Below are 16812 nucleotides of genomic sequence, written 5' to 3' on the forward strand. Positions count from 1 at the left end.
TATTACTTGGGGTAATTCTGAATCCGTTAGAAAAATGACAAATTTCGAATAATTAGCAGGAATTTAGATCTCAAAATAGAATAGTAGGTGAAGACATTGGCAACATACGACGACCAGATGCTGGAAGAAATTCAGACCAGACTGGATATTGTAGATATTGTATCTGAAAGCGTTAACCTGAGTCGTAAAGGTAACCGTTATTGGGGATTATGCCCCTTCCACCAGGAAAAAACGGCATCGTTTTGCGTAACTCCGGATAAGAATATGTTCTATTGTTTTGGCTGCCACGCGGGTGGGGATCTCTTTTCCTTTGTAATGAAAAGAGATGGGCTTGAATTTAGAGAAGCCCTGGAGTATCTGGCGGGGAAGGCCGGAATCGAGCTGACAAAAACCCGCTCCGGAAAAAAGACTGACCATAGAAGACCGGTGCTTGAGGTGAACCAGGCTGCGGTTGATTATTACCATCAGGTTCTAAGCAGCAAATCCGGCCAGGAAGCCCGGGAATACCTGGGCAGGAGGGGAATTAAAGCTGAAAGCATAAAGAAATATCAATTAGGTTATGCTCCAGATGGCTGGACCAGGCTGGAGGAATACCTTTTAAAAAAGGGATATTCCCAGGAATACCTTAAATTATCGGGCTTAATAAAGCGTAGTGAAAATAGAAACAGTTTTTATGATTTGTTGCGCCGGCGCCTGGTATTTCCGATTATGCATTATAACGGTGATATTGTGGGGTTGGGAGGAAGAGTGCTGGATGATAGCCTTCCCAAGTACCTTAATACACCGGAAACCGAGCTATTTTCCAAGCGCAAAGTGCTTTATGGATTGTTCCAAGCCCGAGATTCCATACGCCAGGCTAATGAGGCCATAATCGTGGAAGGCTATATGGACTGTATCAAACTGCAGCAGGCAGGTATTAGTAATGTCGTGGCTAGCATGGGAACAGCTCTAACTGCGGAGCAGGCAAGGCTCTTGCAGAGATATTGCGAAAGAGTATTGCTGCTCTATGATGGGGATGAAGCCGGGCAGAGGGAGACCATCAGAGCGCTCGAAATCATGGGGGATGAAGGACTCAAAGTATCTGTGGTAAGCCTTCCTATAGGGGAGGACCCTGATGACTATATAGAAAGATATGGAAAAGAGGAATTTTTGCGGTATATACAGAATAATAAGCTTAGCAACATAGAATTTAAGATAAACCGATATCTGAGCCACGAAAAAGAGCTAAACCTGGAAAGCCAGGTTAGAACAATAAACTATTTGAGAGATGATATAGAGCAGTTAAACAGTGAACTGGAAAAGGATCATTATATCAAAGTCCTGGCCCGAAAATTGAAGGTAGAAGAAAACCTGGTTTACCGGGAATTAAGAAAACGGGAACGCGATAAATCAGGTATAAAAAGGAATAAAAGCAAGATAATAAGAGATAATATAAAATACGTCAATTATGAAATGAATGAGAGAATGTTAGCCTCTATGTTAAAAAAACCGGAACTTTTTGATTTCATAAAGAACCGGATTGGATTGGAGTTTTTGGAAGGAGATTTAAGAGCCCTGGCGGAACTCTATGAAAAGCTAAAAATCAACAACGATGATTTTTTGGAACGATTAGGATTTCTAGCCAACCAGCAAGGGTTAGGTTCTGTTTTTGCCCGTTTGGCTCTTTTGATGGAAGAAGAATCACTGCCCGGGGAAATGGAAATCAAGCGCTTTGTTCGCGAAGTGGAAAGAAAAAATGAAGAATTAGCCTGGAAAAAGCAATTTTATTTACTCAAAGACTTGGACAGTGAAGGGAACTTCCATAGTTTTCTAAGATTTATTCTTAATTTAAATAGCTTTCTAAATGATATCCAGGAAGGGGGGAAAAGATGAAACTGGACAGGAAATTAGCAGAAGCAGTAGGATCTCTGGCGGAAAAAGGGAAGAAGAAGAAAAAACTTAGCTATGAAGAGATTACAGAGGAATTGCAGAGCTTTAATTTGGAAGCAGATCAGATAGACGATATATTTGAGCATCTCCAAACTTTGGGAATAACAATAGGAGCTGAGCAGGATGCTGATGAAGAAAACGAGAGTGTCGAAACTGAAGAGGTAGTCATCCCTGATGGAATTGAAATAGATGACCCGGTCAGGATGTATCTCAAGGAAATCGGCCGGGTACCATTGCTCGTTGCTGCTCAAGAGATCGATCTAGCTCAAAGGATTGAGGAGGGTGACGAGGAAGCCAAGAGACAACTGGTTGAGGCCAATCTTCGATTGGTGGTAAGCATTGCCAAGCGCTATGTGGGACGGGGTATGCTTTTTCTGGATTTAATTCAGGAAGGAAATCTGGGCCTCATGAAGGCAGTGGAGAAGTTCGACTACCGTAAGGGTTACAAATTCAGCACCTATGCTACCTGGTGGATACGCCAGGCCATAACCAGGGCTATTGCCGACCAGGCCAGGACTATCAGAATTCCGGTTCACATGGTAGAAACCATAAACAAGTTATCCCGGGTACAAAGAAGCCTCTTGCAGATTCTCGGTAGAGAGCCTACTCCGGCTGAAGTTGCTGAGGAAATGGATATAGCTGTGGAACGAGTCATCGAAATAATGAAAGTAGCTCAGGAACCAGTTTCACTGGAAACTCCCATTGGAGAAGAAGATGATAGTCACCTCGGGGATTTTATTACCGATGAGGAAGCCGAATCCCCAGAGGAATCAGCATCTTTTGTCTTATTAAGGGAACACCTGGATGGAATACTTAATACCCTTACCGAAAGAGAGGAAAAGGTGTTACGTTTGCGTTTTGGTCTGGATGATGGACGTCCCCGGACCCTGGAAGAGGTTGGGCAGGAGTTTGGAGTTACCCGGGAGCGTATACGGCAGATTGAAGCCAAAGCATTACGTAAGCTAAGGCATCCTTCACGCAGCAAGAAACTCAAAGATTATATCGAATAAGAAACGGGCTTTCCGCCTTATTGTATGGTTGACAGCAAATGAGGAAAACTATATAATAGTCTTCGTTGGGGCATTTTCCTCGATAGCTCAACGGTAGAGCATCCGGCTGTTAACCGGAGGGTTGTAGGTTCGAATCCTACTCGGGGAGCCAGTGCAAAATATAGCGGTAACCCTTTTCAAGTTACCGCTTTTTACTTGAAAAAAATCCTCTGGTAATAAGTTTTACTATTGACCTTTGTCAGGATTTTTTATATACTAACTCTTGCGGGGTTTCCCGGCATTCCGGGCCTATAGCTCAGTTGGTAGAGCTACCGGCTCATAACCGGTTGGTCCCAGGTTCGAGTCCTGGTAGGCCCACCATATTAGAAAACGGAAGTCGGATGTCGGAAGGCGGAAAACGGATGCCATACTGGCAAGAGCATGAATCCCGCAATTAGCAGAGTCTTCGGACCTGCACCTAATGGCCCCTTGGTCAAGCGGTTAAGACACCGCCCTTTCACGGCGGTAACGGGGGTTCGAGTCCCCCAGGGGTCACCATAATCAGGGCGATTAGCTCAGTTGGGAGAGCACCTGCCTTACAAGCAGGGGGTCGGCAGTTCAAGCCTGTCATCGCCCACCATTGCAAGCAAAAAACCGCGAAATGCCGCGGTTTTTTTCGTTGGGGAAGCTGAATGCTAGTGAATGGGATATTTAATGAAAGAGCAGTAGAGGTTATTGAGTTTTCTTTTATGAATATGTTTTACATAAACCCCCTATAGATAAAGCATAATAATTAAAACTTACAACTTTGATAGTGGGGTGTAAAAATGGAAAAGGTTATTGCAGTAGAAAATAATCTGACTCCAATAAAAGAGTATCTTGAAGCTCGTGGTTGCCTGGTGGTTGATGTTGGTTCAGGGTGGAATATCCCTGTGGACGCAGTGGTTATATCAGGCCTGGATAAAAACCTGATGGGGATGCAGGATATTGTAACCATAGCTCCAGTTATTGAGGCGCGGGGAAAAACTCCGGAAGAAGTCTGGGATAGTATTTCGAGGTAACCCAAAATTAACCAAAATAATATCAATTTAACCCAGAATAATACCTGCTTAAGTGTCAGGTCGATATTAGGGCTGGGGGCGTGGGAGGATAGTAAGCAATAATTTTTCCAGGTTTCTTTGAAAACGTAGATTATCTTCAGATCTTCTCTTCCTGGGGCCTTTAGTGTGACCACCAGCCCGGCGTAATTTAGCCTTTATTTCTCTTTCTTCTAAGAGGAAGTCCATGCTTTCATTGCGGTATTCACGGCCAGCAGGGGAGAGGCAGCGGGCTTCCTTACCCAGGACCATAGCTGCCAGCCCCCAGTCCTGAGTTATAACCATGTCACCCCGTTGGGTCAAGTTTATTACCTTAAGATCAGCTTCCTGGGAAGCATTTCCTACCACTATATGGTGGTCAGATTTAATATGGTGGTTGAAACTGGCTACTGTCCAGACGGGAACATCATACTTACAACCTAATTCAAGGCAGCTTTGCAGAACCGGTCTGGGGCAGGCATCCGCATCCACTATTATTTTCATTCTTATAACCATTCCTTTCTTGAGGCAGAAAATTTCATGAAAAAAGTTTCTTTCAGACTTATACCGCTCAGCAACCTTAATAGCGACCGCAGGGTGTGTAGGGAACGACCCCCGTGTCGTTCCGAATCAGGCGCAACAACTAGCGACCGCAAGGCATTGTAGGGGCGGTCTTCGACCGCCCGCTTTCACCTTCACCAACGCTCGTTTTGTATATTCATGCAACCCTTATGCAACAAAAAGGGTTTTTTGCAGTGACATCATGAATTAAATATCCTTAGAATTACATGATATCTATGTAAAGTCAAATTATGAAGAGGCAACCAGCCTAAATTATAATAAATTTTTAAATTTACACCAAAGTCCTATACAAAATGCGCTTTTGGTAAGAAGATATATTGTGACGCTTGTGTTATTCTAGAATTAACTAACCAGGATGCAGGCTAAAGTCGGCATTAAGTACTCCTGAATTAGAGGGAGGAAGGCTCATGAAGAGAGTATTTATGGAAGAACTGGAATCCGGTATGGTAATTGCCCGGACTATAATTGGAGCAGATGGCAGGGCTTTGCTTACCGAGAATACGCGCTTGAATGAAACTTATATACAGAGATTGCAACAATTAGGAATTAGTTCGCTTTACATTAAAGATGGTTTAGCTGATATTGAAATACCGGAAGTTATTTCTGCCCAGGTGCTAACTGCTGTTTCCAGCAATGTGAATAGTATGTTTAAAACATTTTCCTCTAGAAAAACCCTGGATATCTCTCAGCTTAGGAAGATGATATCCTTGCTGCTGGAGGATATAGTGACCAATAGAAATGTTATTATCCATCTGGAAGATATTCGGGCCTATGATGATTACCTTTTGTTTCACTCCATTAATGTAGCTGTTTTATCCATGATGACCGGTTTAAGTATGGAATATCCGGAAGCCAAGCTTGTGGACTTGGGATTGGGAGCATTGTTGCATGATATAGGTATGATTATGATTGACTCGACTATTTTTAAATCAGCACAGGAAAGAGAACTAACTGCCGAGGAGAGAGAAGAAATCCATAAACATGCGGAAATCGGTTTTAATATTTTACGCACCTACAGGGAAGTGCCGACCAAGGTAGCCCACATTGCTTACCAACACCACGAAAGATTTGATGGTTCAGGGTATCCGCGAAAACTGGACAAAAAACAAATCCTGGAGTATGCGTCTATAGTAGCGATAGCTGATGTTTTCGATGCCGTTGTTTCAGACCGACCTTTTCGCCGGGGATATTCTTCTACGGAAGCCATGATAATTATAAGAAGATTGGTTAATAATTACTTTGATGCGGAAGTTGTTGAAGCCTTTGCCACTAATATCGCCCTGTATCCGATTGGTTGTCTCGTAAGCCTCAATACTGGCCACATTGCTGTTGTCACCTCTGTTACCAAAGTTAATTCTCTATCTCCGGTGGTTTATGTAATCTTGGACCATGAACTGAACTTTATTGAAAAACCTTTTCAGATCAATCTTCAGCAAATAAAGGGATTCAAGATTAAAAGAAGGCTAAGCTATGAGGAAACTGAACTTGTTCGTTCCAGAATTGCCAGTCGGAAGATAAAACACCAAACTGAGAGCACCAAGATTGACAGCGAAAAGAGCTATGCAATTTTATAATTACGAAAATAAAATAGTTTCCACTATCACTAAGTAATTGGGCGAAGCAGCTATGTGTAATTTTGTTCATATGTAGTGAGGGGGAGGTAAGCGAAGATTGTTCGCTTACCTCCCCCTCACTATTTTAAACACTGCATATAGTTTAAAGCGAATAAAAGTCCTGGGGTTAAGTTAGGACAAAATTATTTTAAAAATAAGGTCTCTGGGGAAGGACAGTAATCCTAAATAGGATAAAAAGTCCCATGCAATTCAGGACCAAAGGAGGGCGTAATACTTTATATTTTAGGTTACTCTATATCAAAGGATGTCGAACGAAGTCATATAAACGGAATAAATAACATAATTAACTTATTTTATTAGGGATATAATCTATGACTCATTTATATAAAAAATACCAAAAAGCAAGAAGGGGATGAGATTCTTTATGGCTGAAATACGTAATTGTCCTAAATGTAAGCAGCTATTTACCTATAACTCAAAACAGGTATTATGTCCTCACTGTACTGGACTTGTAGAACAGGAATATAGTATTGTCCGCAATTTTATTAGAGACAACCCTGGTGTTAGCCTTATTGATGTGGTCCGGGAAACTGGGGTAAAACAGGAAATAGTTCTTAGCTTCATACGGGAGGGACGATTCGTACATATGTAAACTTCAAGTTGTATTTTTTCCGGATATGCAAGAGAGATAAATGGTATGTATTTTATTCTTTTAAGGGGGATGGTTTAATGAAAAGGGTGCCGATGGAGGAATTAGAACCGGGAATGGTAATAGCCAGGACGGTAATTGGGTCTGATGGGAGGGCTCTGTTAACGGAGAATTCCCAGCTTTCAGAAGCATATATTGAAAGATTGCGATTATTAGGTTTTAAATCGATATATATCAAAGACGGATTGGCGGATATTGATATACCGCAGGTAGTTTCCAACCAGGTTCTTTCAGCGGTTTCAAGTACCTTGAGTAATTCGATAAAGAATTATTCCGCCAAGAAAACTTTGGATTTAAAAAGTATAAGAATGGTTGTTACTATGTTGCTTGATGATATATTAAGCAATCATAACCTTCTTATTCAACTGGATGATATTCGAGCCCATGATGACTATTTATTTTTTCATTCAATAAATGTAGCAATATTTTCAATGATGACGGCCATAACTATGGGATATACGGAAGGAAAAGTGATAGATCTCGGTTTAGGCGCTTTACTCCATGATATAGGTATGATTATGATTGACCCGGTTATTATTAATAAAAATGGTCAACTAACAGAAAGCGAAAATGCACTAATTAGGAAACACCCCGAAATCGGTTTCAATATTTTAAGAACTTACCGGGAAGTGCCGACCAAGGTAACGCATATTGCTTACCAGCATCATGAAAGAGTTGATGGCTCTGGATATCCCCGCATGTTGGATCGAAAGCAAATTCTAGAATACGCCTTAATTGTTGCAGTTGCGGATACTTTTGATGCGGTAGTCGCGGACCGGCCTTTTCGAAAGGGATACTCCACTACTGAAGCTCTTATCATTCTAAGAAAGCTATCTAATAGTTATTACGACCCGGAAATTGTTGAAGCATTTGCATCGAATATAGCCATATACCCGGTAGGATGCCTTTTGAGTCTTAACACGGGGCATATTGCTTTAGTTACATCGGTTACCCGGATTAATTCCACGCGTCCTACGGTGCATGTAATATGTGACCGTGACTACAATTTAATACACCCGCCCTTTGAAATTGACCTGCAAAAAACTACTGAAATTAATATTCTTAAGAGACTCAGCAACGAAGAAACCGACCTGGTTCGTTCCAAGATTTATATGCAGAGGAATGAAGCTAGGACAGGCTCCTGAGCAGGTTGATTTAATCTGAACTTTCCAACAGTTCAAGTTTTTCGATTTTCCAGGATTCGTCAACATAAGAAAGGTGAACCATGAAAAGATAAGAGTCCTGTTCAGAGTAACACCCTGAATAAGAACGTCGAAAAATAACGCTGCTATGGTTTGGTTGGTAAAAGCTGCATTTATTATAGTCCGCTTGAGTTAAAACAGGGATACCATCGCAGGGGACAATCACCAGCTTTTGTATACCAGGAATCCACTGCGTATATGCCTCAACTATATCAGAAGCCAGGTTAGGCTCAAATCCAGGGGAAAGATAGTTGATGGCTTCATCTTTATCGTTAGCATGCAGGCTAATTAAATGTTCCGTAGAGGAATCAACATCTTCAAGCAGAGAAGAATAGAGTTGAAAGTTTTTGACCATGGCAGAATAAGCCTGCTGAACTTCATCTGAGCCTTGGTTAACAGGATAAAATATTGGGGGAATGCTTCCCCAATCCTGGGAAAGTGCGGTAGAGTGGCTAAAGGTAAAAATCATGCTTATCAGTAGCAGATAAATTATTCTTCTCGGCAATTAATTTCACCCCGAATCTTTAGTAAGTATATTATAAGATAAATTACAATAATTTACAATTACTAAAGCGGGTGAAGTTTCATATAAGCCCCGATAGCTGGAGCCAGAACCAAAACTGCCCTATTGTCCCCTAAACTTCGTGAAAACACACTCCCAGTAGTCCCGGACCGGTATGCACTCCCAGTGCCGGGCTTATATCTGAAGTGATTACTTCCCTGAGATTGGGAAGATTACGCATTCTTTCTAAAATAGCTTCACACTCAGCTTTCGCACCCCCGTGCAGAATAGCCAGATTGAAGGGTTTGTCTTTCATGGTTTGTTCCACCAGTTCAATCAATTTTTCTATGGATTTTTTGCGTCCTTTAGCCTTACAGAAGGTAAAATACTTTCCTTCCAAATTAACTGAAATGATGGGTTTAAGGTGCAAAAATTCTCCCAGCATGCTGGCAACCAACCCGATTCTTCCACCACGACGCAAATATTCCAAGGTTTCAATAACATAATAAATGTGCATCTTGTTTTGCAGCTTCTTCAGGCTTTCCAGTGTTTTTTCAAAGCTCCACCCATTGGCAATATTGCGGGCGGCATCCAGCACTAGCCATCCAGTTGCCATGGATAAGGTTTTAGTATCAACTACTTCAACCTTCATGTCTTGAATATCTTTGGCAACAAGCTTGACGGCTTGAACAGTGCCGGAGAGACCACTGGAGATGTGAACCGCCAGCACATGAGTAAAGCCCTCGCGACGAATATTTTCAAACACCTCTTTGATTTCTTGTAATGGTGGCATGGCAGTTGTAGGGATTTCCTGGGGCATACGGGCATAAACTTCTTCGGGTTGAATGTCCACTCGGTCAGCGTATTCGTGCTGGGGATAGATTACTCTGGCGGAAACAACCTTGATATTAAACTTTTCAATAAAGCCGCGAGGCAGATCACACATACTGTCACATAGCAGGGCAACTTTTTCTTGCATAATATTCAACTCCCGTATTAATACTGATTTTTTTGCCAATAGGCCTGTCAACAAGCGCTAGCTACTCATGAAGCGTTTGTTGTAGGATAAAAGAAGCATTTCAACAAAAACAAGCATTATTTTAACCATATAAGAATACTAAGCATATTGTAGATGATTTTTTGTTGTTGGGCAAAAAAATCTAATGAATATTTGACAACAGTGAACAATAAAAGTAATATTGTTGTGTAAAGCAATTTCCCTTTACGAAGGAGAAGAGTTGCTATGCTGGAGAAAACAGAACACATGATTATGCTTAAAGATTTTTATGGCCCTTTGCTGACTTCAAAACAGCAGGATCTTATGAGTCTTTACTATGAAGATGACTGGTCCTTATCAGAGATTGCGGAAAATAGGGGAACCAGCCGTCAGGCGGTTTATGATGTACTTAAAAGAGCAGAAACTGCGTTACAGGAATATGAGGAGCGCCTGGGATTGGTGGATAAATTTGCGATTACCCGCCGGGGATTGGAAGAGGTCTATGCTTTATTGAAGCAGCAAGGCTGTTTAGGGCAGAATGAAATAGAAAAAGCTAGAAAAATACTCCGCAATATTATGGAGTCGGTATAAAGGAGCGATACCGTGGCATTTGAAGGTTTGTCAGATCGGCTGCAGGATATATTTAAAAAGCTTCGCGGAAAAGGCAAAATAGGTGAAGAAGATGTAAAGTCTGCTATGCGGGAAGTACGCCTGGCTCTCCTGGAAGCGGATGTCAATTTTAAAGTGGTCAAAGATTTTGTGGAGCGGGTTCGTCAGAGGGCGGTGGGGCAAGAGGTATTGCAGAGTCTGACCCCGGGGCAACAAATCATCAAGGTTGTCCACGATGAAATGACTGATTTGATGGGGGGAAGCGAAAGTAAATTAAACCTTGCGGCTAAACCCCCTTCAATATATATGCTGGTGGGACTGCAGGGAGCCGGGAAAACCACTACGGTGGCTAAACTAGGGCGAAATTTGCTTAAACAGGGAAGAAGACCGGTACTGGTTGCCGGTGACATCTATCGCCCGGCAGCTATTAAACAGTTGCAGGTTTTAGGTGAGCAGGTGGGAATACCCGTCTTTTCCATGGGCCAATCAAATCCGGTCGATATCGCTAGGGCTTCCCTGGAATATGCCCACAGCCAGAACCGGGACATAATCATTTTGGATACAGCTGGAAGGTTGCATATCAATGAAGAACTAATGGATGAACTGAAACAGATAAAATTGGCGATCAATCCCCATGAGATCCTGCTGGTGGTTGATGCCATGACTGGGCAGGATGCAGTCAATGTGGCCGAGTCTTTCAACCGGGACCTGGGATTGACCGGAGTAATACTAACCAAACTCGATGGTGATAGCAGAGGGGGGGCCGCGCTTTCGGTCAAAGCGGTTACTGGTTGCCCGATAAAATATGTCGGTATGGGGGAAAAACTGGATGCTTTGGAGACTTTTTTCCCCGATCGTATGGCATCCCGTATACTGGGTATGGGTGATATTCTGAGCCTGGTGGAGAAAGCCCAGGCTAATATTGATCAGGAAAAAGCCCGGGAAATGGAACGCAAAATTCGCAAACAGGAATTTACTTTGGAGGATTTCCTGGAGCAGATGCAGCAGGTAAGGTCAATGGGCCCCTTGGATGAATTGTTAGGGATGATTCCCGGGATTGGAAAACAGATGAAGGGCTTCAAAGGAGAGTTTGATGAGAGAGAGATCCTGAGAATTGAAGCCATAATAAAATCTATGACCTTACAGGAAAGAAGAGATACCACTATCATTAATGGGAGCAGGAAAAAAAGGATTGCCCGGGGTAGCGGGACTAAGGTTCAGGAGGTAAACCGCCTTTTAAAGCAGTTTGAAGAGTCCAGAAAATTGATGAAACAATTTGCTGACCTTACCGGGAAAAAAGGAAAAAGAGGCGGAATGCCCCCCATAAGATTTCCTTTTTAATCCTCAATACCTGTAAAGAACAGCAGCAGTGCTGAGAAGCTAAGCGGGGGTGCTGAAAAGCTAAAATCTACTTGGTTTATTAATCCCCCTACTTTATTATTAGAAATCACGAAAGATAATGCTTTAGATTTCAAGTTAATTTAAGGAGGTGAATATGTGGCAACAAGAATCAGACTGAGGAGAATGGGAGCCAAGAAGAGTCCCTTTTACCGCTTGGTCGTAGCAGATTCAAGATACCCCAGAGATGGCAGATTTATTGAAGAATTGGGCTATTATAATCCTTCCACCACTCCGGCAACAGTAAATATCGATGAAGAAAAAGCACTTAAATGGTTGGCCAGTGGAGCTAAACCTTCTGATACAGCCAGGTCGCTTTTGCAGAAACAGGGAATTATGGCCCGCTTCGCGGAAATTCGCAAGTAATATAAGAGCTAGGCAGGGGGGAAATTTAGTGAAAGAACTGGTGGAGTATATTGCCAAATCGCTGGTGGATAATCCGGACGAGGTTGAGGTCAGAGAAAGCGAGGGGGAAAGATCCACGGTACTGGAGCTTAAGGTGGCCGCTGATGATATGGGAAAGGTAATCGGCAAACAGGGCAAGATCGCCAAGGCCATTCGTACTCTGACTAAAGCAACAGCCGCCAAAGAAGGAAAAAGGGTAGCTGTAGAAATCGTTAAGGAGGGCTAATTTATTAGCCCTTTCTATTTGGTATTCATTCGGGTCAACCCTTACTCCTTACTTTTTTATTCTATGTTTAAAGATTAACTTTCACCGGCATGGGGCAGATTTCTTTTATAAAGCTTTTTTAAGCGAAGAATAAAGCCCGGGAGGTGGTAGCTTGAATACTGATAAGCTGGTGGCTATAGGGAAAATTGCCGGAACTTTTGCTTACGCAGGCTTGATGAAAGTGATTCCCCTTACTGATTTCCCAGAACGCTTTTTTAAGCTGGATAGAGTAATTTTGAATCAGGGAGCAAAGCTAGGACTATTCCTTATTGATGGGGTAAAGGCTCACAAAAATTACTATTTATTTAAGTTTAGAGGTATAGACACAGTGGAAGCTGCCCGGGAATTTCAGAATGCAGTTTTGCAGATTGATGAGAGTGAACTTTATACTTTGCCCGAAGGATACTTCTACCACTTCCAACTCCAGGGTCTCTCTGTATACGATGTAGAAAAGGGTCTCCTGGGGGAGTTGAAGGAAATAATTGAAACTGGCGCCAATGATGTTTATGTAGTAGCTTCTCCTCAATACGGAGAAATACTAATTCCTGCCATTAAAGATGTAATTTTGGCAGTAAAGCTGGAAGAAAAGCGTATGGAGATTAAGCTTTTGCCCGGTTTGCTTGAAGATTAAGCATGTCAGGGGAAAAAACCTGGCAGTGGTTAAGCGGGCAGGAAGAAAAAGCCGCTACTGAGGTGATTATGAGAATAGATATTTTAACCCTGTTTCCCGAGATGTTTGTTTCTCCCTTTAATGAGAGCATAATAAGAAGAGCCCGAGAACAGGGAATACTTACTATTAATACTATAAATATCAGAGATTTTGCGCGGGATCGCCACCAGCAGGTTGATGATTACCCCTATGGCGGAGGGGCTGGCATGGTTTTGAAAGCTGATGTGCTGGGGACTGCGATTGAAGAAGTGAAGGACTCTGCTTCCTGGGTGATATATATGTCTCCCCAGGGTAAACCGCTTAGCCAGACCAGGGTGCGGGAATTGGCCAGGATGGAGCAACTGCTCATTATTTGTGGACATTACGAGGGAATAGATGAGAGAATTATGGCCAGGGTAAATGAGGAAATATCTATAGGCGACTATATACTAACCGGGGGTGAACTTCCGGCTATGGTGCTGGTCGATGCTATAGCGAGGTTAATACCAGGGGTCTTGGGGGATGAGAATTCGGCTCTGGAAGAATCCTTCAGCTATTCTCTACTGGAATATCCACAATACACCAGACCGGCTTCCTATGGCGAGCAGGAAGTTCCCGAGATTCTTCTTTCCGGGCACCATGAAAATATCCGGCGTTGGAGAAAAAAGCAGAGTCTTTTACGAACTTTCTTAAAACGCCCCGAGCTTTTATTGGAGAAATGCCTTGACGCAGAAGAAGAAAGCTTACTGCAGGAAATACTATTCCACAGGGAGAAATGAGTCTTGAGAAAAGCCAAAGTGTATATAGCTCTTTTGCATTATCCCATGTATAACAAGCGTATGGATATAATAACAACTTCCATAACTAACCTGGACTTGCACGATATCTCCCGGGCAGCCCGTACCTATGATGTAGATGCTTTCTTTCTGGTTCACCCTTCCCCCAGCCAACACGAACTGATAAGAGATATTATTTCCTACTGGCAGGAAGGTTTTGGGGGGGAATACAACCCTGACCGCAAAGATGCTTTCAGTATCATAAGAACCGCTACAACTTTGGAAGAACTACGGGAATATCTGGAGAGTATGAATGGAGATAAGGTTTTTACTGTTGCAACTGATGCGAGATTATACTCCAATACCATTAGCTATAGTAAGCTAAAAAATATGGTCTTTAATGAAGAGAAATCATTTTTGCTTCTCTTTGGTACCGGTTGGGGTATACAGAAGGAAATAATGGAGGCTTGTGACTATATTTTGCAGCCTATTGAAGCGGACAGGAGATATAATCACCTGTCGGTGCGCAGTGCCGTATCTATAATTCTGGATCGCTTGCTAGGAGAATACTGGTTTAACCTGTAGTTTTTCCTTGAGATTATAGGTATCCTGTGATAAAATGTTTTTGTTCTGTGTGAAAAAAGGTGGTCCGCTGCATTAGCCTAAAATGTATGAACACCTTCTGGAAGGAGGTTGGATGATGCAAAACATAATCAAGTCTATCGAAGAGGAATACTATAAGAAAGACCTGCCCCGCTTCGGCCCTGGAGATACCGTCAAGGTTCATGTCAAGGTGGTTGAGGGTACCCGGGAAAGGCTTCAGGTTTTTGAAGGAACGGTAATAAAAATTAGAGGCACCGGCCTTTCCCAAACCTTTACCGTAAGGAGAACCACATCTGGAGTTGGAGTTGAAAGGACATTTCCCCTGCATTCCCCCAAGATCGCCAGGATTGAAGTGACCAGAAGGGGTAAAGTTCGCAGGGGACGCCTGTACTACCTCCGCCAACTTACTGGCAAGAAGGCCCGGGTAAAAGAAAAAGGCAGGTACTAAGATCAATAACGACGAAGGAGAATACCAGGCAGGTATTCTCTTTTTTCGTAAGTTGAGAAAAGTATTTTTTTATCAACTTACGAAAAAAGGAGGAAATGCCTTGACTATTAACTGGTTTCCAGGCCACATGGTAAAGGCCAGGAGAGAGATAGAACAGAATATAAAGTTGGTTGATATAGCTTTGATACTGCTTGATGCCCGGGCTCCTTTTTCCTGCCGGAATAGTGATTTGGAGAGGATAGCCAGGAATAAGAAAATAGTAATGATATTAAATAAAGCTGACCTGGCGTCGCCGGAAGCAATCCGCCGTTATATGCAAGACCTGAAGCAGGAGGGATTTTTGGTAACTGCTATGGATTCTCTCAGCGGTAAGGGTCGTCAAGCACTTTTAAAAACCATAAAATCAGCCTTCCAGGAAAAGGCGGAGGAATTGCAAAGAAAAGGTAGAAGACCAAGAGCTATCCGAGCGATGGTAATGGGGGTTCCCAATATCGGGAAATCTACTTTTTTGAACTGTCTGGTGGGGCAGAAAATCGCTCAGACCGGAGCCAAACCGGGTGTAACCAGAGGTAAACAATGGGTGCGGGTGCGGGAAGACATTGAATTGCTGGACACACCAGGCCTGATGTGGCCCCGGGTTGAAAATGAAAAGCAGGGATTAAAATTGGCTCTTCTGGATATAGTGGGAGAGAATGCTTACAGTGAGTATGAGGTAGGGCTTTACCTGCTCTCCATTTTAAAAGATAAATATCCGCAAACCCTGGTCGATAAATTGGGCTTGGATGCTGGAAATAAACTTGGAGAAGAGCTGCTAGCGGAAATAGCCCGGAAGAGAGGATACTTGCTTAAGGGAGGAGTCCCTGACCTGGATAAAACTTGCCAGGTTTTGCTGCAGGAATTCCGACGGGGAAAACTGGGGACTGTTAGCTTGGATTAAAGCGGGCAAAAGAACCGTCCCCATGCCCGCAGCTTGATTTGCTTGGAGTGAGCCCTTATGTTAAGACGATTGGCTTTAGTGTTTATATTAATCAGCCTGGGTAGTTTGGCCTCTCTTTTTATATACCAGGCGACAGTTTGCCAGCGGGAGCCTATGGGGAGCTCTGTTGTTTCACCAATTTCAAAGAATAAAAGTACCCCCGCCCCGAGAATGGCGAGTATTACCCTTACTGCAGCAGGCGATTGTCTGATGCACAATACTCAGATATGGTCTGGGTTACAAGCCGATGGTTCTTACTGTTTTGACAGCTTCTTTCCTGAGGTAAGAGATTTGATTATGGAAGGAGACTACAGCTCAATCAATTTTGAGGCGGCTATGGCCGGCCCGGATTCCGCTTATACCGGTTATCCTTTATTCAACAGTCCTGATGCTATGGCGCAAACCTTGCAGGAAGCCGGTTTTGATCTGGTGGTGACAGCCAATAACCACAGCCTGGATCGCGGAGTAGAAGGAGCCATTCGTACCCTGGAGGTTTTGCGGCAGGCAGGTCTGGATACCCTGGGAACATACAAAAACGAAAAAGACAGCCATACTTACTTGATAAAGGATATTAAAGGTATAAAAGTGGCTTACCTGGCCTATACCTACGGTACCAATGGCATACCGCTACCAGATAAATACTCTTTTCTAGTAAATTTCCTTGATGAAAATAAAATTCTGGCTGATATCAAGGTGCTTAGACCCCAGGTAGATGTTTTGGTGCTGGTTCTGCACTGGGGACTGGAATACAATCCTCGGCCAACTGACATACAAAATAGGCAGGCCTATAGCTTTCTGGAAGCTGGAGCGGATCTGATATTGGGCAGTCATCCCCATGTTATTCAGACCATGGAAAACGTTAAAATTGAGAACAAGGATAAGTTTGTAATCTACTCTATGGGCAACTTCATTAGTCATCAGATCGGACAGGAACGAAATAGCGGCATAGTCCTGAAAGCTAAATTCACCAAAGATTTTTCCAGCGGAATTACCCTTTTGGATGAGGTGTCATACACTCCAACCTTTTCCCACTCCTATCAAGAAGCAGGCAAAACGAAATTCCGGGTAGTTCCGGTGGAAAAGACTATAGATAGAATTGAGGAAGGTAAAGAGACAATTTTGA

The 16812-nt window shown here is 42.9% G+C and carries 18 protein-coding genes and 4 tRNA genes; 19 read left to right on the forward strand and 3 right to left on the reverse strand.

Going from position 1 to position 16812, the window contains the following annotated elements:
• Positions 1 to 96: 96 nt before the first annotated feature.
• From dnaG to PHP87_RS05185, 7 genes are all read left to right on the forward strand, one after another.
• Complete coding sequence (dnaG, locus tag PHP87_RS05155; protein ID WP_299919210.1) at positions 97 to 1872, forward strand: DNA primase; 1776 nt, start codon at positions 97 to 99, stop codon at positions 1870 to 1872.
• The gene (gene rpoD, locus PHP87_RS05160; protein ID WP_299919212.1) at positions 1869 to 2939 is read left to right on the forward strand and encodes an RNA polymerase sigma factor RpoD; all 1071 of its coding nucleotides are present in this window, start codon (positions 1869 to 1871) and stop codon (positions 2937 to 2939) included. The genes dnaG and rpoD overlap by 4 nt, the downstream gene beginning before the upstream one ends.
• Before the next feature lie 76 nt (positions 2940 to 3015).
• Positions 3016 to 3090: transfer RNA gene (locus tag PHP87_RS05165), tRNA-Asn, on the forward strand.
• A gap of 133 nt (positions 3091 to 3223) precedes the next feature.
• A tRNA-Ile gene (locus PHP87_RS05170) sits at positions 3224 to 3299 on the forward strand.
• A 102-nt stretch (positions 3300 to 3401) separates the two neighbouring features.
• A tRNA-Glu gene (locus tag PHP87_RS05175) sits at positions 3402 to 3476 on the forward strand.
• Between the two features lie 6 nt (positions 3477 to 3482).
• Positions 3483 to 3558 (forward strand) — tRNA-Val (locus tag PHP87_RS05180).
• Positions 3559 to 3745: 187 nt separating this feature from the next.
• Positions 3746 to 3979 carry a YkuS family protein gene (locus PHP87_RS05185; protein WP_299919214.1) on the forward strand — a complete coding sequence of 78 codons (234 nt, stop codon included), beginning with the start codon at positions 3746 to 3748 and terminating at the stop codon, positions 3977 to 3979.
• 66 nt (positions 3980 to 4045) lie between these two features.
• Here the strand turns inward: PHP87_RS05185 and PHP87_RS05190 are convergent, their stop codons facing one another.
• Positions 4046 to 4498, reverse strand: a complete 453-nt coding sequence (locus PHP87_RS05190; protein WP_299919216.1) for a DUF188 domain-containing protein — start codon at positions 4496 to 4498, stop codon at positions 4046 to 4048.
• 485 nt (positions 4499 to 4983) lie between these two features.
• Here PHP87_RS05190 and PHP87_RS05195 point away from each other — a divergent pair, with 485 nt between their 5' ends.
• Complete coding sequence (locus PHP87_RS05195) at positions 4984 to 6150, forward strand: HD-GYP domain-containing protein (RefSeq protein WP_299919217.1); 1167 nt, start codon at positions 4984 to 4986, stop codon at positions 6148 to 6150.
• A gap of 729 nt (positions 6151 to 6879) precedes the next feature.
• The gene (locus PHP87_RS05200; protein WP_299919220.1) at positions 6880 to 8004 is read left to right on the forward strand and encodes an HD-GYP domain-containing protein; all 1125 of its coding nucleotides are present in this window, start codon (positions 6880 to 6882) and stop codon (positions 8002 to 8004) included.
• Between the two features lie 10 nt (positions 8005 to 8014).
• On the opposite strand, the gene PHP87_RS05205 is transcribed toward PHP87_RS05200, so the two are convergent.
• On the reverse strand, positions 8015 to 8566 hold the full coding sequence (locus PHP87_RS05205; protein ID WP_299919223.1) for a hypothetical protein: 552 nt from the start codon (positions 8564 to 8566) through the stop codon (positions 8015 to 8017).
• Positions 8567 to 8696: 130 nt separating this feature from the next.
• Entirely contained in the window at positions 8697 to 9542 is an 846-nt protein-coding gene (locus tag PHP87_RS05210; RefSeq protein WP_299919226.1) for a DegV family protein, read from the reverse strand.
• Between the two features lie 264 nt (positions 9543 to 9806).
• Here PHP87_RS05210 and PHP87_RS05215 point away from each other — a divergent pair, with 264 nt between their 5' ends.
• The 10 genes from PHP87_RS05215 to PHP87_RS05260 form a co-directional block, all read left to right on the forward strand.
• Positions 9807 to 10151: a putative DNA-binding protein gene (locus PHP87_RS05215; RefSeq protein ID WP_299919229.1), complete on the forward strand. Its 345-nt coding sequence runs from the start codon at positions 9807 to 9809 to the stop codon at positions 10149 to 10151.
• 12 nt (positions 10152 to 10163) lie between these two features.
• Positions 10164 to 11510, forward strand: a complete 1347-nt coding sequence (gene ffh, locus PHP87_RS05220; RefSeq protein ID WP_299919232.1) for a signal recognition particle protein — start codon at positions 10164 to 10166, stop codon at positions 11508 to 11510.
• Between the two features lie 156 nt (positions 11511 to 11666).
• The gene (rpsP, locus tag PHP87_RS05225; protein WP_299919234.1) at positions 11667 to 11933 is read left to right on the forward strand and encodes a 30S ribosomal protein S16; all 267 of its coding nucleotides are present in this window, start codon (positions 11667 to 11669) and stop codon (positions 11931 to 11933) included.
• A 28-nt stretch (positions 11934 to 11961) separates the two neighbouring features.
• A complete protein-coding gene (locus PHP87_RS05230; RefSeq protein WP_011640898.1) occupies positions 11962 to 12198 on the forward strand; it encodes a KH domain-containing protein in 237 nt (78 codons plus the stop codon).
• A gap of 151 nt (positions 12199 to 12349) precedes the next feature.
• A complete protein-coding gene (gene rimM / locus PHP87_RS05235; protein WP_299919239.1) occupies positions 12350 to 12868 on the forward strand; it encodes a ribosome maturation factor RimM in 519 nt (172 codons plus the stop codon).
• A 68-nt stretch (positions 12869 to 12936) separates the two neighbouring features.
• The gene (gene trmD / locus PHP87_RS05240) at positions 12937 to 13665 is read left to right on the forward strand and encodes a tRNA (guanosine(37)-N1)-methyltransferase TrmD (RefSeq protein WP_299919251.1); all 729 of its coding nucleotides are present in this window, start codon (positions 12937 to 12939) and stop codon (positions 13663 to 13665) included.
• 3 nt (positions 13666 to 13668) lie between these two features.
• Positions 13669 to 14247: an RNA methyltransferase gene (locus PHP87_RS05245; protein ID WP_299919242.1), complete on the forward strand. Its 579-nt coding sequence runs from the start codon at positions 13669 to 13671 to the stop codon at positions 14245 to 14247.
• Between the two features lie 115 nt (positions 14248 to 14362).
• On the forward strand, positions 14363 to 14713 hold the full coding sequence (gene rplS, locus PHP87_RS05250) for a 50S ribosomal protein L19 (RefSeq protein WP_011640894.1): 351 nt from the start codon (positions 14363 to 14365) through the stop codon (positions 14711 to 14713).
• A gap of 100 nt (positions 14714 to 14813) precedes the next feature.
• The gene (gene ylqF / locus PHP87_RS05255; protein ID WP_299919245.1) at positions 14814 to 15650 is read left to right on the forward strand and encodes a ribosome biogenesis GTPase YlqF; all 837 of its coding nucleotides are present in this window, start codon (positions 14814 to 14816) and stop codon (positions 15648 to 15650) included.
• A gap of 249 nt (positions 15651 to 15899) precedes the next feature.
• Positions 15900 to 16812 (forward strand): CapA family protein (locus PHP87_RS05260; RefSeq protein WP_299919247.1); only part of this gene is annotated, 913 nt, incomplete at its 3' end.

Source organism: Syntrophomonas sp. (assembly GCF_028707975.1).
Taxonomy (GTDB): Bacteria; Bacillota; Syntrophomonadia; order Syntrophomonadales; family Syntrophomonadaceae; genus Syntrophomonas.

Excerpts from the sequence above, each read along its gene's own strand:
- PHP87_RS05200 (WP_299919220.1), top strand. The coding sequence starts at position 6,880 with ATGAAAAGGGTGCCGATGGAGGAATTAGAACCGGGAATGGTAATAGCC.
- trmD (WP_299919251.1), top strand. The coding sequence starts at position 12,937 with ATGAGAATAGATATTTTAACCCTGTTTCCCGAGATGTTTGTTTCTCCC.
- rplS (WP_011640894.1), top strand. The coding sequence starts at position 14,363 with ATGCAAAACATAATCAAGTCTATCGAAGAGGAATACTATAAGAAAGAC.
- PHP87_RS05215 (WP_299919229.1), top strand. The coding sequence starts at position 9,807 with ATGCTGGAGAAAACAGAACACATGATTATGCTTAAAGATTTTTATGGC.
- PHP87_RS05190 (WP_299919216.1), bottom strand. The coding sequence starts at position 4,498 with ATGAAAATAATAGTGGATGCGGATGCCTGCCCCAGACCGGTTCTGCAA.
- rpoD (WP_299919212.1), top strand. The coding sequence starts at position 1,869 with ATGAAACTGGACAGGAAATTAGCAGAAGCAGTAGGATCTCTGGCGGAA.
- PHP87_RS05185 (WP_299919214.1), top strand. The coding sequence starts at position 3,746 with ATGGAAAAGGTTATTGCAGTAGAAAATAATCTGACTCCAATAAAAGAG.
- PHP87_RS05195 (WP_299919217.1), top strand. The coding sequence starts at position 4,984 with ATGAAGAGAGTATTTATGGAAGAACTGGAATCCGGTATGGTAATTGCC.
- PHP87_RS05210 (WP_299919226.1), bottom strand. The coding sequence starts at position 9,542 with ATGCAAGAAAAAGTTGCCCTGCTATGTGACAGTATGTGTGATCTGCCT.